The organism is Vibrio splendidus, assembly GCF_024347615.1.
GTDB lineage: Bacteria > Pseudomonadota > Gammaproteobacteria > Enterobacterales > Vibrionaceae > Vibrio > Vibrio splendidus.
The window spans coordinates 822,711-837,968 of record NZ_AP025508.1; the positions used below are offsets into that span (position 1 = coordinate 822,711).

Sequence of the window (15,258 nt, forward strand, 5' to 3'; positions counted from 1 at the left end):
AAGGGGGATCTATGGCACTAACAGTATTAGAAAATCCAATTGATAGTTTTTGGTATGACCAGAATTTAAAGCTGATCGATAACCCGTTTTTCATGAGTGATAAAGGCGATGTTTATTCTGACACGTGGCACTTTAAAGTTAATAAAAATGGCAGTATCACAAAATTGGATTTTTCATTGTTTGATTTGCCTGTGTTTAACCATGAATCTGTAGCGACTTACTTAAAGGATAGGTATGCCTCCCCTTTAAATTCGAAGGAATATGCAAAGTTAGTTTGTCTTAGTGTTACCAACCCTAGGGGTGCTCGAAATGTTCTTATCGCTTATAAAATGATGCTGCACCTTTTCGCTTTCCTTAAAGAGAATAGCGCAACAAACCTCACTGCATCGTTATTGGAATCTTTTTGGACATCGTTTATGGGGAGAACGGTCAACCAGTATGGATTTGTGAACCGTATATCTACTCCTTCTTATCTGGGGGCAATTAAACCAATTCCATTTCGTACAATAAGAAACGATCTCAAGGCTCTTGGTGTGGTTGGTGTTATTGATTCCTCCCTAACACAAAAGAAAATAGAAAAGAGTTTAGATAAAGTTTGCCAATCACAATACAGCACGACGCTCGCTGAGTTTAAAAAAGGCGGTAGCTTTAATTTTATTGGACTTGAGTTGGGGCAGTACTACGTTGACTATCTTAATCAGCGTTATCAAAACGACTTTCTGTATGCCTCCGTATGTAGGTTGGTATTTGAGAGTATCGACACTAAATATGGGATGAAGAGTTTAAATCCCAAATTATCGAAAAACCTTCGTGAAGCCATACTTACAGCGATATTGAGGGGCGTAGAGTGCAAGCGTACTGCCCGCACGGTAGGGATTAATTTCAATACTCTTGCAGTTGAAGTGAAAGATGCGCTTTTTGAGGAATACTCGAAGCGATTTGAATTGGTAACGCCTTTAAAAGACCAATCCATTGAAGCGTTAGTTATTGAGTTAGGCTTATCCTCTCGAAGTGATTCAGTGGAATTGATTCGAATATTAATGCTACAAAAATACTTAGGTTTGGAGGGGCATAAGACATCGCATGAGGTATGGCAAGGCTACTTGTTTTCCTTAGATAAGACCTTTTTAGAGGCTGAATTTTTAAGCCAATTATCCGTAGATGATGTGTACGAAAAAATGCAAGCAATTGTCTCTAAACAAATATTGGGGAGAGAGCAGTTTCTTGCTGATATTGGCGCTTGGGCAAATAAACAATTGTCTTATTCAGAGTTGAAAACGTATCAAAGCTTTAAAGCAATTCTGAATATTCCACTTTATGCGATGATTAATCTTGTAGTGGCATGGACAGGCTATCGACAATCTGAATTCGGTTTTCCATTGGGTGCGATACACTCTGAACCGAATTTGGATATTCTCGACAATGCTCACGTTCCATTTCGCTTCAAGCTTAAATGGCTTGTCCCTAAAACGGGTGGCTCGACCAAAATTAATCGAGAAATTACCTCTCAATGTTACCAAGTTGCTAAGCAATTAAATGAGGTGTTTGGGCATGAGGGTGATGAGCCGTGTCTGTATTCTTACGAAAGAAGGGCTATAAAAGAGAACATTAATCAATCTGGAACATACATCGAGAATAGAGTTAAAGCGAATTGGGAAGGCTTTGTCAGAGCGTACCAACCTTTTAATGATGTGATTAAACTCGATACCTTAAACAAAAAGCACACTGCACAGTTGACGATTGATGAGCAAAAAGAATTAGAATTGCTGTCAGCCAAGTACAGTATTGACAGTGCTCGTTATTAGAACTTGCTTTTTTATGCTCAAGTGGTGGTAAAAGATTGGTTACGTCTTTCTTGCTCATCTTTTAATGGCAATCTAGCTCAAAAAGCACTGAAAGCCTCTCTTGTTTTATTCTCTAAAGGTGAGCCTCTTGAAAATACAAAGCATCAAGAAATTATCGAAACTTATCTTTCCGATGAAACTAAAGCGCGGCTAACTAGTGGCTCAGTGGATTTGAATGATAAGAAAACGATGAAGGATATTAACTCTGAGTTATTAGAAAGTGCGCGCTATCCTTCTCCTCACGCTTTTCGTCATATATGGGCGGAGTCAGTTCTCACACGCTATCAGGGTGATGTGGGGGCAGTGATACGCCACCAGTTTGCTCACCTAGATAATTCTTTCTTCATGGCGTATCTAAGAGATAAAGATACTAGAGGGTTAATGCAATCAGCGAAGCAGCGCTACCTAAACTCATTGGTTGAGTTACTGATTATAGAGTCAGAGCAAGTCGGTGAAAAATACGTAGGCGGTCTGGCACAGTTCGTGAAAAAAGCGACATCATTAACGCAAGTGAAAGATGATAATGGAATACTTTCTCTAAGAGAGACGTTAAGTGGTCGTATCATTGATATTCAGGTGAATACTTTCGCTACCTGTATACCTCGTGATGGTGCGGATCCTAGAGCAAAATGTTGGAAAATGGGGGCGTTAAACCCACAAGATGCCAAGCCTGAGTTTTGTCTGAATTGCACCAATGCACTCATCACTGAGGGTAATATCAAAGGGATATGGCAAGTGATTCAACCAATGGTAAAAGAGTCGTTACAGGAACACGCTTTTGGTTTCTTGTTAGAGGCACACCTACCAACACTCAAATCAAGCTGGAAGCGCATTAAAGAGCTTAGAAGTGAGGAGAACGCTGTAAGTGTCGACAAGATTCTAGCTGCAATTACTAAAGCAATTGATGCTATAGAAAGCAAGATTATGGAAGAGGAAAGGCTGTATGCCCAATGACTTTGATTTAGATGAGCTTATGTCGGATGAGTTTCTGGATTCGTTAGATGATACTTCAGACAAATCAGCCCAAAATGAACAACCATCATGGGTTGTTGACGACCCAGAGCATACTACTCATAAAGCTTACCATGCCATTCTTGATTTAAAAAAGGAAGCTGAAGAAGCGATTTCAAGCTTTGGTGAGGTAGTAACAAATAAGACTAAGAAGTTCTATCAAATTAAAAAGTCTAATGTAGCTAGAGTGGTTGGTCGGTCAGCACAGAGCATTTTCAATGCGTCCTCATTCAGTAGAGACATTGAAGGCTTCTTTGATGATGTTAATCAAGAGCTTTTAGAGATGCATGAAATTGAACAAAAGAAGCAATTAAAAAGAAAGAAAACGGGCATCAGAGTGAATAAAAAAGAAGTTATTGTTCAGAGTCATCAATCTTTAGAAAAAAAGCACAACGCACTTAAAGCTCGAAGCGTCAAAGAAACATTGGATTTAGCCGTTGCCAAGATGCCTTTGGATTTGAAAGCAAAAATGGGACTTATGTAAGTCGTCAAAAAAGCTATATTTTCGTTATAAACTGATGCATATATCTTGGGTTTAATCTTCATCTGGAATCAAATTATAGATTGAACATTTGAGAGCTTTAGATACCGTAAACACCTTCTCTAAAGTCACATTTTTTCACCACGTTCAAGAACACCAATATAATTCAAACTAAAGCCGCACTGTAGTATCCGCCTCATGAATCTGCGGGGCGACTTGTTAGTGTTTGAAGTTCCGAGGTAGGAGTGAGTCGATATCAGACTCTACTTTCGCCAGCTCTTTTATGCACTTGACCATGTATTCGTAGAGGATAAGACCATTGGCTTTTGCAGTCTCGATGATGCTGTAAAGCATGGCGCTCGCATCAGCACCGTTTGGTGTGTCTGAGAACAACCAATTTTTTCGGCCAATGACTAGCGGTTTAATTGCGCGTTCATCGCGATTATTATCGATAGATAAGTGACCATCATCTATATAATGTATGAGCTTTGGCCATTGTGCCCGAGCGTGTATTTTATCGCTTTACCTAGTGGACTAGAGCCTATCACTTTTTAGGTCGTCATCCATTCGTAAAGTTCACCCAGTATCGGCTTGGCATGCGCTTGACGCTCCGTGCCCTTTCGCTGGATCGTGTAGCTAATCCCCTTTCGGACAACTATTTTCAAATGACTCTTCAATAAGCCGCATTGTCACATCAAGAATCTTCTGCTTATCCGCTTCAGAGAGCTTATTTAGATTCACAGCTAACTCCGCAGAAATCTCATCTTCACAAAAAAAGTAACTCAAAGGCACACCAAGTTCATCTGCAATTGACTTTAACGTATTGATATCCGGCGTATGTTTTCCCTTTTCGTATTGATTCATTCGAGGGCTTGCTGAACTTGCATCCATACCTATGTTTTCTCCCAAGGCTTTTTGAGAGAGCTTTGCTTTTTTTCGAGCTTGTTTGAGTCGCTCTGGGATTGGGTTTTTAAATGACACTTAGATTTCATTTCTCTGAGCTCAAGTTGACTAAGATTTTCTTAGTTTTATGGATTTCTGTATACTAAGCAATCCTTAGTTTTTGGTTGGTGTAATTTTGGAAATGAAACGGGCTCGAAGAATTAGTGCGGTCATGCACAAGTTATTGATAGAAAATGGGTTAGATGGGTTCACCGTGCTAGAAGCGAGAGATTTATGGCTATCACTTGATAATGTGGACTCCAATTCTGCCGAAGCTCGTAAAAAGGTGTACCGAGCAATTTTTCACTTTGAAAAGAAAAGTTGGTTGCGAAGTGAGGGCTCAGGTCGGAGAAAGCATTACTTTCAAACGGAACAATTTAAAGATTTACATAACAATGTAACCACGAATAACCAAGCGGATATAAAGCCTAAAGTACCCATTCAAAACTATTCCATTTTGAGCAATGAACGTAATGAATATAAGGGTGAACTTGAGATCGTACTTGGGGAGATTTACGAATATCAATCGATCGTATCTCGATTTCCTGAGCTAGAAAATAAACTAGCCCCTTTGCATCAAGAGGCTAAAGAGCGCGCCGCTTTATTGCTCGGTAAAGTGAATGTTTTAACAAGGGTTCTTAATACTCTCTATGAAGGAGATGAACCGTGTTAAGGGAATGGCAAGGTGAATGCTCTGACAGAGCGTTGAAAAAATATCAATCCAGCGGATCCCATTTCTTTTGCCAAGCTACACCAGGGGCTGGTAAGACAGTGCTTGCCGCTACTATTGCGTCAAGGCTGCTACAAAGTGACATGGTAGATCTTGTATTGTGCTTCTCGCCATCACTGACGGTTTCTGATGGTGTAAAAAGAACCTTTTCGTCGATACTTAATTGCACATTTAATGGTGGTATGGGAGCTATAGGGCAATCTTTAACATACCAATCTATCCAGTTCCTTACTGATGAGTTTTGGCAAACATTGCGTAATCACAGGGTCTTTGTTGTCTTTGATGAAATACACCATTGCTCTGGCTCTGAGGTTGAAAATGCGAACATTTGGGGGCATCAAGTTCTCACTAAAATTCAAGGGCTTGCTACTTTTACCCTCGCACTTTCAGGTACACCGTGGCGTTCAGACTCTTTACCCATTGTCATGGGTGAGTATAGCGACCCAGACGGACAGCTTCTTGTCGATTACCAATACACTCTTAAACAAGCTATAGCTGATGGTGTTTGTAGAAGGCCTAAAATCGTCTTGGTTGATAATGAACACTTATCTGTTAGTAGTAGCGAAAAAGTCGAATCCTTTTCATCAATATTAGAGATGCTTAAACAGACAAAAGCATCCTACCAGAGTGTTATTCACAACCAAGAGGCGATGGAATATCTACTCTGTTTAGGGTGTGAGCGGTTAGAAAAAGTACGTACCAGATCCCCCAATGCCGGTGGGCTGATTGTTGCAGCGTCGGTTCAACATGCGCAAACAATCAAAGAGATACTATCTCAAAAATTTGGGCAAACCGTTTCTATCGTCACTTATCGACATGAAGAACCGCTGGCAGAAATAGAGCGTTATCGACAAAGCGATGCACAATGGATTGTTAGTGTAGGTATGATCAGTGAGGGTACTGATATTCCTCGCCTTCAAGTATGTTGCCACATGAGTTCAGTCAAAACGGAATTGTATTTCAGGCAGGTGCTCGGAAGAATACTTCGTGTGAATAATACAATAAACCAACAAGCGTGGTTATTCACTTTTGCTGAACAAAGTCTGATTGAGTTTTCTGAAAGGATTGAACAAGATATTCCTGAGTCTCGTCTCTATGTAAGTATGGGGAAACCTATCGAAACAGAGTTCTCTGGTCGAGGAAATAGCTTAAGTGTCGCGCTTCCGCTTGAGTCCCAAAATAGTGGGAGAACAACAGTATCTTGGGAAAGCAGTACAGACAGTTCAAATAGTCTCTATGGAACACTAGGGACGTTTGATGAGCTTCGACTTGGGGCATTTAAGCAGAGAGTGATCTCGGCTTTCTCTTCCATGTAGTTGAAGAAACCATAGGCTACAATTTCACTAAAGGCACATTGGGGAGGCCGGAATGAATTACTTTGCAAAGGACCCCTTCTAGGTAATGCAAACCTAGAGGGTAAATGAAAAAGCTAAAACAGCAGTACCGGAACCGTATAAAATACCAGCGCCAATATCTTTGGGATCTTTATCCAAGCGTTCGCAGTGGAACTCATAAGCACTTTTCTACCAAGCAGGAAAAGAGCTATTATTTTCTTCACAAGGTTGAGTGTAGAGGTTACCCGATTAAACTGCGAGCCGCGCGAGGAAGAGCGTTAGCTAACCCATGGGACGACTACCCGTCGTATGTGTATGGCCTAGCAAAAAGTTGGAAGCATAACTCGAGGCGTCAAAAACAATACTACCGATAACCCATCAAAGCTCTCTATTCTGGAGAGCTTTTTTATACGAAATACTCTCTTCAATTGAAGGCTAATTATCAGCATCGCTATGGTGCTATTTTAATTGTAAATTATTGATTTTAAATGTTAATTGATTGATGTTTACGCTGGTTTTTATTAAGTAAACCACCCACATCGCAAGTTGCGATGCGCAGGTTGCGATTCGCTACCTGCGAAACGAAGTTATTTTTGCCCCATTCTAAGCTAGAACTGTTTTGTACCTCATTTCTATACGAGGTTATTTGACCTATTTTCCCTTATGCCACAAAGTGTCTATGAGTTTGGTGGGTGTTTAGTCGGTTCTTTACCAAGTTAATCAATACATCACATATCTAGGTTTGAAAAACAATGTTTGGATTAGTCAAAAAGTCCCTCTTGATGGATGCCCAAGCTAACGTTACTGAGCTTGAAAAACAGTTAAGTGAAGCGAAAGAAGAATTGTCGAGTATTCAAAAAGTTTTAGCCTCCCCTGAATATATGAAGGCTACAGATTTAATGAAGCTCGAAGAGGAGTTGCTCGTGCTTAGAGCTACTTGTCATGACGTTAGAGTCCAGTGCGAGAAAGATAGAGCGGCTGCCAGATCGCACCTTGCTGATATAGAAAAACAGTGTGCACTCGTATTACAAGAGAATGAAAATTCTATAGGACTAGAAAAGTCAGAATTAGCTGAAGAAATTGAGAATGCACATAGACAAAAAGACCTAATTCTGACTGAAGCGAAAGCTGAACGTGAAAAAGTTCTTAGTAATGCGGAGGCTGAAGCCGAAGCCATCGTCGATAAAGCAACGGCTCGTGCAGATAAAGCACTAGCGGATGTTGAGAAAAAAATTGAAACAGGAGAAACCCGCGAAAAGGTACTCTCTAGCAGTATTGAGAAGCTCCGAGAAGAGTTGCGTGACTTGGAGTTAACTAAAGAACATCAGGATCTTCTCTCTACAGTGACGCCATTTGAATACCTTCTTGATGGGCCTACTAGCGATGAAATTAAGGTATCTTTGCAACAAGTAAAAAATAAACAGAAGGAACTGATAAAACAGGGTAACGCATTTGATATTCTTCAAGATATTCTTTGGAATGACAATCTTGCTAAAGGAAAGGCAAGGCAAAAGAGACATGGTAAATTTCTGATAACTGCCTTTAATGCAGAAGTAGACAACATTATAGCTAATACTAATGCACGTAACTTCACCGCTAATGCAAAAAAAATAGACAAGTGGTTTCAAAAGGTCAATAAGAGTGGTGATGATAGCTACGTAGAGCTGAATAGAACTCTACTATTTTTGCGTCTGGAAGAGCAGCGCCATGTCTTTGAATATAAGTATAAAAAGGAGATGGAGCTAGAAGAACAACGATTCATGAAAGAGTCTCTGCGTGAAGAAGCCAAAGTTAAAAAAGAGATAGAAAGCTTTGTCACTGCTCGTGAAAAGGAGGAAAAAGCTTTTCAAAAAGATTTGAGTGATGCTCTAGCCAGAGTTCAAACAGCGAACCAAGAAGAAGTAGAAAAGCTCAACTCTCATATCGAAGAGCTGAAGCTTAAGTTGGAACGTGCGACTGCTGAGAAAGAGCGGGCGCTAAGTATGGCTCAGCTCACAAGGTCAGGATATGTTTATGTTATCTCAAATAAGGGATCGTTTGGTGAAAATGTGTACAAGATTGGAATGACACGACGTTTAGAGCCTATGGATCGTGTGAAGGAATTGGGAGATGCATCTGTTCCGTTCTTTTTTGATGTCCATGCTCTTATACCATCTGATGATGCCCCAGCCTTGGAAAACAAACTTCATTCTAAGTTTGCCTCTCGAAGAGTCAACAAAGTCAATCACCGAAGAGAGTTCTTTAACCTGACTTTTGAAGAAGTTGAAGAGGCTTTAAATGAGTTTGTTGAAGGTGACTTTAACTTGGTTCGGGATGTTGTTGCTGCGCAGTATGAAGAGTCCAAGTTTTTAAAGGAAAGTGGTTAATGGCTAGTATAATAAATGATTTAAAGCGCATTCAACGAGTATCCTCAGTTGTAACAAGAGCTACTGAGCGCTGCTTTCCTAGCGCAGAAGTATCGCGAGTAATGTGCGAATACAGTGATGGAGAGTTTTCCATTGACCTGTCAGCTACAGTTTTGGATTATCACGATATTGATGCGGATATTTGCTGTGTGAATGCTGAGAAATGTACATCAATGTTTATCGAGAGTATCTTAAACTCGGTAGATAGGATCATCAGAAGACTAGAGAAAGACGAAAAAGAGTTCCGAAGTGATTTAAAGGAGTATGGTGAGGCGTTCTCAGAAAGCCCAGCAGCGCATCTATCTTCTGCATTGATGTTCAAACAGATTGTAGCTGGAATTAAACCGTGAATAATCACTGGTAAGGTTTTACCTAAATTGTTTCTCGTGGAGTCGGGTAACACGAAGCTGCCCCTAAACGTGTTTAGAGCATAAGAAACTATCAATAGATTAATTTGTGTGTAAGCCTGTTGCACCAGTTTTTTTAGTCCCAGATACGACAAAGCCACAGGCAATGCCTATGGCTTTGTAAACAGCTACAGAATGTTTGTCATTCAAAACTAAGAGGGAACACATTCTGTGTGCAGCGTCGGGTGTTTTATCACCAAAGTATATGGAAGGGAAAGCACCTAGACTTATCATATGTCCTCGGTGGTCTGCTTTGCAATTAAGCCAAGTTCAATTCGATACAATTACTTCTGGCCAGACAGTAAATAGTACATCCAAGAAAAAGCAGGGATACCCGAGGCTCTCAACGTTAGTTTAAAGCTAAGAACTGTATGTGGCAAGCTTGCTTCTGCCCCATTGTCTGTTTCAATAATTAGATAGATGGTCAAATTCAACAACCTTTTACTTATGTTCTCTTACGCTTTTTCGAACACATCGTTTGGCCCAAAACGCTGACCATCGAGCGGTTGACCTGCCCCTCATAAGAGGCAGGCCACAGGTTCGAATCCTGTTGAGAGCGTCATATTAAAACGGCTAGAAAGCTAGTGGCTGATAGCCCTTTGTTGTTTCTGGATTTCGCTATCTAATCGACGTTAATCTTGTACGAACAATTATTTTCAACGTTCCTGCGATAAGTAGAACACCCCCAAAACTCACCATACTTACCACGCCTCAATTTCATCTCACTACCACAATTCGAACACATTGGGCGCTCATGTTCACAACTAGAGTTAATGCAAACTTGATAATCGCCTTTGGTTTCACGACTCATGGCACTCCCGCACTTATCACAAGGTGTTTCCTTGTGCTTACAGCGTGGGTAAAGTGTACAAGACATAAACTTGCCGTATTGACCAACTCGAGGTTTGAGAACGCCAACTTTACAAGAGTGACAAACCATTTTGTCGGCATTTAGTTGCGCTAAGGAAATATCAAACTCATTAGTCTCTACTGGATAGTTTCCTTTAACCAGCTCTGTAACAAAGTCGCTTGCATCGGTCATGTCCGCGATTAAGTATGCCCTGTGTTTCGCGCGGGTTAGCGCTACATAGAATAATCGGCGCTCTTCTGCGTGTTCAAATGTATCTCCTTGGGGCAATAACGCATTAATAAGCGTAGGGGTTTGTTTCTCGGACGGGAAACCATGTTTACCTGTTGTCAGCCCCATAACCACAACATAGTCTGCTTCTTTACCTTTAGATGCGTGGAACGACTGGTTCTCAATGTCTAACATGTGGTAACGCTGTCTCAGCCACTGTAGGTAATTAGCATCTGGCATTTGGTACCAAAACCTTGCCAGTAAATAGACTTTGTTCTTATGTGGCGAGTTGGACTCGTGTACATGATTTGCAATAGACGTAAACGCCTTATCCAATGCAGTTATCCCTTGCTCCTCGGCTCCCTGTCGAATGACGCTTACCGCTGGTTTGCTAACCTGAACTAAAGACTTAATCTCTTTTTTAAGCTGAACGGGGTTTTGAGTAACAAAACGCGTTGCCACATCTCCGATAGCGCTATTAAATCTGAAGGTCATATCAAGCGTCGTTTTAGACGCTGCACCGAAGTACTTTTCAAAGTCTGTCGTTAAGCGAACATCAGCGCCACTAAAGCGATAGATTGCCTGCCAGTCATCACCAACACAGAACAACGAAGAGTTTTCTTTATTATCTCGAAGCGCCTTTACAAGCCTTGCCCTAGGCTCTGAGATATCTTGGAACTCGTCAACGAGTATGTAACTCCAAGGCGACTCGAATTGACCTGTTTCGACATACGACAAGGCTTTTGAAATCATGTCGTTAAAATCAATCAAGTTCTCTTCTGAAAGGTAGTCTTGGTAGCGCTGGTACAATGGCATCAACAATTCCAAAGCTTTAGCGGTTTGCTTGGGGTCTAGAGAGTTTTTTATTATTTTTTGAATACCCATTTCATCAAGACAAGCAGCTTTATACAGATCAACTAACGAACCTAAAAGGCGCGCCAGTTCTGTGACTTGGCCTGTTTTCTCTAAACTTTCGAGCAACTCATTATCGGGTAGAGGATTTGTATTCACCTGGCGAGCAATTAGCTCACGCTCCAAAATTTCTAACATCGAGCGATTTCGGTGTTGATGGTAATACAGTTCAATATACCCTGTTCCATACTTGGTATGCGTTTCTCTCTTCCACTTGATGCCTTGTTGGTATCTCTCTTTATCGATATATGGTGGCGGGTTTCCGTTTTCATCGGTACCGTAATACTCAATATAAATATCATAATCTGGCAAATAGAAGTCGGGCTCGTACTGTCGGTATTGTTCCGTGGCGACATCGATTCGATACTTAGCTTCGTATTGATAGTTGATCCCTTTTCTATAAAGCCAGTTGGAAATCACCATTTCACCAAAGCTTTTAACCTTCTCACCTTTCAACGTGCGGATATCGTTATCATTGAGATACTTTAAGTGTTCGCCTTGGGTTTTGAACTCAAATGGATCTTTATCTACGAAATAATACGCACTGAAATAATCGAGTAACGCTTTCTTGTAGCCAACATTTTGCATCAGCGAGGCAATAGCCTCATTCATCCACTTCACTTTTGCGCGTACGTCACCTTCCAAGGGCGATAAGCTTGGTGCTTTGCCTTCAACTTGTGAAATTATTTTCACGCCTAGGCTATGAAAGGTACTCGCTTTTACATCTTCAAATCCTAGTTTTTCCTTGATGCGCTCATCCATCTCTTCTGCGGCTATTCGACCATACGCCAACATCAAAATGTCGTTTGGTCGTGCTTGCCCGCTTTTCACTAGATAGCCCGTTTTACCAACCATAACACTAGTTTTACCTGTACCTGCTCCAGCTAAAAGAAGGTTGTTGTCATTGTCGGTGATGCAAGCAACTCTTTGCTTGGCGGTAAGCGGGTTAGATTCCACGCTGTTAAAAAATGAATCAAAGGCGTTAAGCTCACGCTCCACATACTCACGTCTAATACGCTCAACATCAGCCGTTTTCCAATTAGCAATGCGACTTAACTGGGCTGCTGTATTTTTTGCGAAGTCGGATAGACCCGAAGCTTTGTTCCAACCTCTCCACCGCTTGTGTTCTGTTTTGGCAAAGATCTGTATGTTCTGTATGGATGAGTCGCGAAGAAATCTGGATTGGCATTGATTCTCCACCGAATCTAAGAATCCAACTAAATGCTGTGCATTCTGATTAGCCCAGTGAGGAAAGAAATTGTGTGGGTATTTAAAAGGGAGTAGGTAGCTTAACATAGAGAAGCTGTGTTGCTTACCGCCAACACTAAAGCTTAAGCAACCGCCAGCGATTGTAGTTTTCAAACTTGGGGCGTTATCCAAATCCTCCCATTTGAAGAAACTCACCTCTCCATCTGAATCAGCTCGTATACCTGCATCACTGATCTCAACGACAAGCTGATTCTTGAAAATTCGACCGAAAGAGTTTGTGGTAAGTGTCCACTGCGTCATTATACGCTACCGCCTAAAGTGTGATTGCCTCGTAAAGAGGCATTAGTCTAACTTATCGGCAGATTACTAGTACTTGAGTGTCATCAATTTTTACAGTTAATCGATTCAGAACTTAAAGGCAACAACATAGAACTGTAGTGGTTCATAAAAATTGGCTAATGAGATAGGGTTTGGCCATATTCTCATGCAAATGGGTTTGGTGTTGTTTCGATTGGTGTTGTTTCGATTCGTAACGCGAAATTGCCCCAAGGCGTGTTTAGAACGCAAGAGACCATCATGAGATTTATTTGTGAAACAAGCTGTTTCCCAATTGCCCAACAGGCTGTTGGACAAACTCTCGGACTCAATTGTGCAAGAGGTCCTTGCACAATTGCGAAACAACCTGTTTCGTGAATTATTTCTGCCCCTTTATGAACCAGAGAATTTTTTAGCCGGTAGATAGCGTCACCGGTTCTACATACATTTCCTAATGTCATACCAGATTAGGATCGTGCACACTATTGGATAAAACTTTGCAAAAAGTCATATCTACCTTCCTAATTATTGAACAATGTTCAGGTTCGTAGCCCTTAACGAGCTGCGCACTAACCGAAAGAAAGCCAGCAAGAACGGTGTCCCTATTGTACGGGAATTTCAATTACACTTGCTCTGTATGAGTGTGTTCTGTGGTTGCAGCGTTACTGCGAGAATCAAAAGAGCGGAGCATGCGCGAGTGATAGTGTTGAGTGGCTTTGACATTTGGTATACCTCTTCAAGTTGGGTGGATTTGTTCTACTTGAAGCAAAGTATACTTGTCGGTATTTTTAGATAAATGTAGCTATATCAATCTATAGTCTCAATAAATAGAACAATAAGGATACCAAAACCCAACTGTACGCTTTTTATTGAGGGCTGGTTTTTTGTGACTCAAATAAGTGGCTGTGGCTTATCAAAAAGATAGCCTTGTGCTAGATCGATGTTCAGTTGCTCCGCCATATCGAGCTGTACTTGCTCCTCAATTCCTTCAGCTAAAACAGCGCCACCGTAGTCATGAACCGCTTTGACGACCGCTTTTATTTCATCGACTAGAGTAGGATCAAACGTAAGCCTGCTGATGATTTTAATGCAAAGTTTGACTACCTCTGGTTTGACTTCATCGATCAGCGCCAAATCAAAAAATCCGCAGCCAACATCGTCAAGCCAGAACTGATAGCCTTGCTTTCTCAATTGAGCCATTCGCTGTTTTATTGGTTGCCAGTCTTGTATCGGTAAGTGTTCAGTGAGCTCAATCTTAATTCTTTCAGCCAGTGCGTAGCGGTTTAGTATCTGAAATACTGTGTTATCTAACAACAGGTTAGGAGCAAGATTAACGGTGTAACATCCTATAGATGTATGGGCGGCAATGTTTTCAAGATGAACTTCGAGGATGACAATTTCCAATTGCCTGCTGAGCTGTTGTGATTGAGCAGCGATAAACAACTGATCGGGTCGATGCCATAAGGAGTCTGAAGGACCACGAACTAAAACCTCATGTCCATAAGTGGTCTGGCGTTTAAGATCTCTAATAGACTGAACATATGAATAGAGTGAACGCTCACTTAAGATATCACTCAGTGAAACAGCAGTCCCTGTTTCAAGTGGTGTTTGGCTTTGGTTCATGTCGCAATTTTCCTTATTTGCTTACACGCTATCGGAGCTAAGCATTTCTTTTTTGCTCCGTTCTATCATTCAGTTGCAGATAAGATAAAGAGTTGACGATTTGTTCCGCGAGTTCATGGTTGTTGCCCGAGAGGCTTATTGATAGCTTGGTGTCTTCAACTAGGGCTTCCATGTTTTGCTTAACCGTGTTGGAGTCGGACAGTTGAGCCTCAATGGCGTCCATAATGGTTTTAGAAGCTGTTTTACTATCAAGCGACATGTTCATCAAGTTCTGCATGTTATGCATGGTGTCTTTGGTTACTTCTGAGCTGAGAATAATGACGTCCTCAACCTCTTTTTGTTTGTTGAAAATGCTGTCTGATATCTTTGAAATCGATGCCATTTCAGTATCGATGTTCTCAGCGGACTGATTCGCCGTATTCGCAAGTTGACGGACTTCGTCTGCGACTACTGCAAAACCGCGACCGTGCTCCCCAGCACGAGCGGCTTCAATCGCGGCATTAAGCGCCAACAGGTTTGTTTGTGCAGCTATACCTTTAATAGAATCCACCAATTGAGTGACGTTCTTGTTAATCTCATCCAGTGATTCGAGCAGTTCGCTAAATTGGCAGATCTTTTCTTTAGAAACCAATACCTGTTCTTCCAAAGCCTCCAGCTTGTCGATGGTATTAGCCGCAGTTTCTGCCGTTTGACTAGAGTATTGATGACTCTCACAAGACAGCTTGTTAATACTTTCTGACTGCTCGATGAAGTGATTCACTAACTCATAGCTCTGTTCAATCGACTTCGCACGACTTCGTGACGCTTTATGAACATTGGCCGCATTGACGTGAATTTTCTTCGCATAGTCGGTGGGATCATTCTGTTTGAATAGAGAGTACTTTTCAGAGGTTTTCTTCAGTTCTGCAAGATGGCTAGTATGAACTTCGACAGTATCCGATGACGGTTTTTTAAACGAAAATATCAT

The 15,258-nt window shown here is 41.3% G+C and carries 11 protein-coding genes and 1 pseudogene; 7 read left to right on the plus strand and 5 right to left on the minus strand.

The annotated features are described in order from the left end of the window. Positions 1–11: 11 nt before the first annotated feature. The 3 genes from OCU90_RS03605 to OCU90_RS03615 all read left to right on the plus strand — a co-directional run bounded on the left by OCU90_RS03605 (position 12) and on the right by OCU90_RS03615 (position 3,339). On the plus strand, positions 12–1,805 hold the full coding sequence (locus tag OCU90_RS03605) for a hypothetical protein (RefSeq protein ID WP_240513381.1): 1,794 nt from the start codon (positions 12–14) through the stop codon (positions 1,803–1,805). A 228-nt stretch (positions 1,806–2,033) separates the two neighbouring features. Beyond that, a complete protein-coding gene (locus tag OCU90_RS03610) occupies positions 2,034–2,798 on the plus strand; it encodes a hypothetical protein (protein ID WP_240513382.1) in 765 nt (254 codons plus the stop codon). After that, entirely contained in the window at positions 2,788–3,339 is a 552-nt protein-coding gene (locus tag OCU90_RS03615; RefSeq protein ID WP_061024042.1) for a hypothetical protein, read from the plus strand. Before OCU90_RS03610 ends, OCU90_RS03615 begins: the two co-directional genes overlap by 11 nt. A 216-nt stretch (positions 3,340–3,555) precedes the next feature. Here OCU90_RS03615 and OCU90_RS03620 read toward each other — a convergent pair. Further along, positions 3,556–3,950 (minus strand): annotated as a pseudogene (locus tag OCU90_RS03620) (IS66 family transposase); the annotation flags it as partial. A gap of 22 nt (positions 3,951–3,972) precedes the next feature. Next, positions 3,973–4,317: a helix-turn-helix domain-containing protein gene (locus OCU90_RS03625; protein ID WP_061024045.1), complete on the minus strand. Its 345-nt coding sequence runs from the start codon at positions 4,315–4,317 to the stop codon at positions 3,973–3,975. Between the two features lie 103 nt (positions 4,318–4,420). On the opposite strand from OCU90_RS03625, the gene OCU90_RS03630 reads away from it, so the two are divergent. From OCU90_RS03630 to OCU90_RS03645, 4 genes are all read left to right on the plus strand, one after another. Further along, entirely contained in the window at positions 4,421–4,951 is a 531-nt protein-coding gene (locus tag OCU90_RS03630) for a hypothetical protein (RefSeq protein WP_061024047.1), read from the plus strand. Further along, on the plus strand, positions 4,945–6,324 hold the full coding sequence (locus OCU90_RS03635) for a DEAD/DEAH box helicase (protein WP_061024048.1): 1,380 nt from the start codon (positions 4,945–4,947) through the stop codon (positions 6,322–6,324). Before OCU90_RS03630 ends, OCU90_RS03635 begins: the two co-directional genes overlap by 7 nt. Before the next feature lie 770 nt (positions 6,325–7,094). Continuing rightward, positions 7,095–8,708 carry a DUF4041 domain-containing protein gene (locus OCU90_RS03640; RefSeq protein WP_061024050.1) on the plus strand — a complete coding sequence of 538 codons (1,614 nt, stop codon included), beginning with the start codon at positions 7,095–7,097 and terminating at the stop codon, positions 8,706–8,708. Then, entirely contained in the window at positions 8,708–9,097 is a 390-nt protein-coding gene (locus OCU90_RS03645) for a hypothetical protein (protein WP_061024052.1), read from the plus strand. The genes OCU90_RS03640 and OCU90_RS03645 overlap by 1 nt, the downstream gene beginning before the upstream one ends. A 679-nt stretch (positions 9,098–9,776) precedes the next feature. On the opposite strand, the gene OCU90_RS03650 is transcribed toward OCU90_RS03645, so the two are convergent. From OCU90_RS03650 to OCU90_RS03660, 3 genes are all read right to left on the minus strand, one after another. Beyond that, complete coding sequence (locus OCU90_RS03650; RefSeq protein WP_061024053.1) at positions 9,777–12,653, minus strand: UvrD-helicase domain-containing protein; 2,877 nt, start codon at positions 12,651–12,653, stop codon at positions 9,777–9,779. Between the two features lie 906 nt (positions 12,654–13,559). Then, entirely contained in the window at positions 13,560–14,291 is a 732-nt protein-coding gene (locus tag OCU90_RS03655; RefSeq protein WP_061024056.1) for an EAL domain-containing protein, read from the minus strand. A 37-nt stretch (positions 14,292–14,328) separates the two neighbouring features. After that, positions 14,329–15,258 (minus strand): methyl-accepting chemotaxis protein, encoded by a 930-nt coding sequence (locus OCU90_RS03660; protein WP_017095111.1) that lies wholly within the window; start codon positions 15,256–15,258, stop codon positions 14,329–14,331.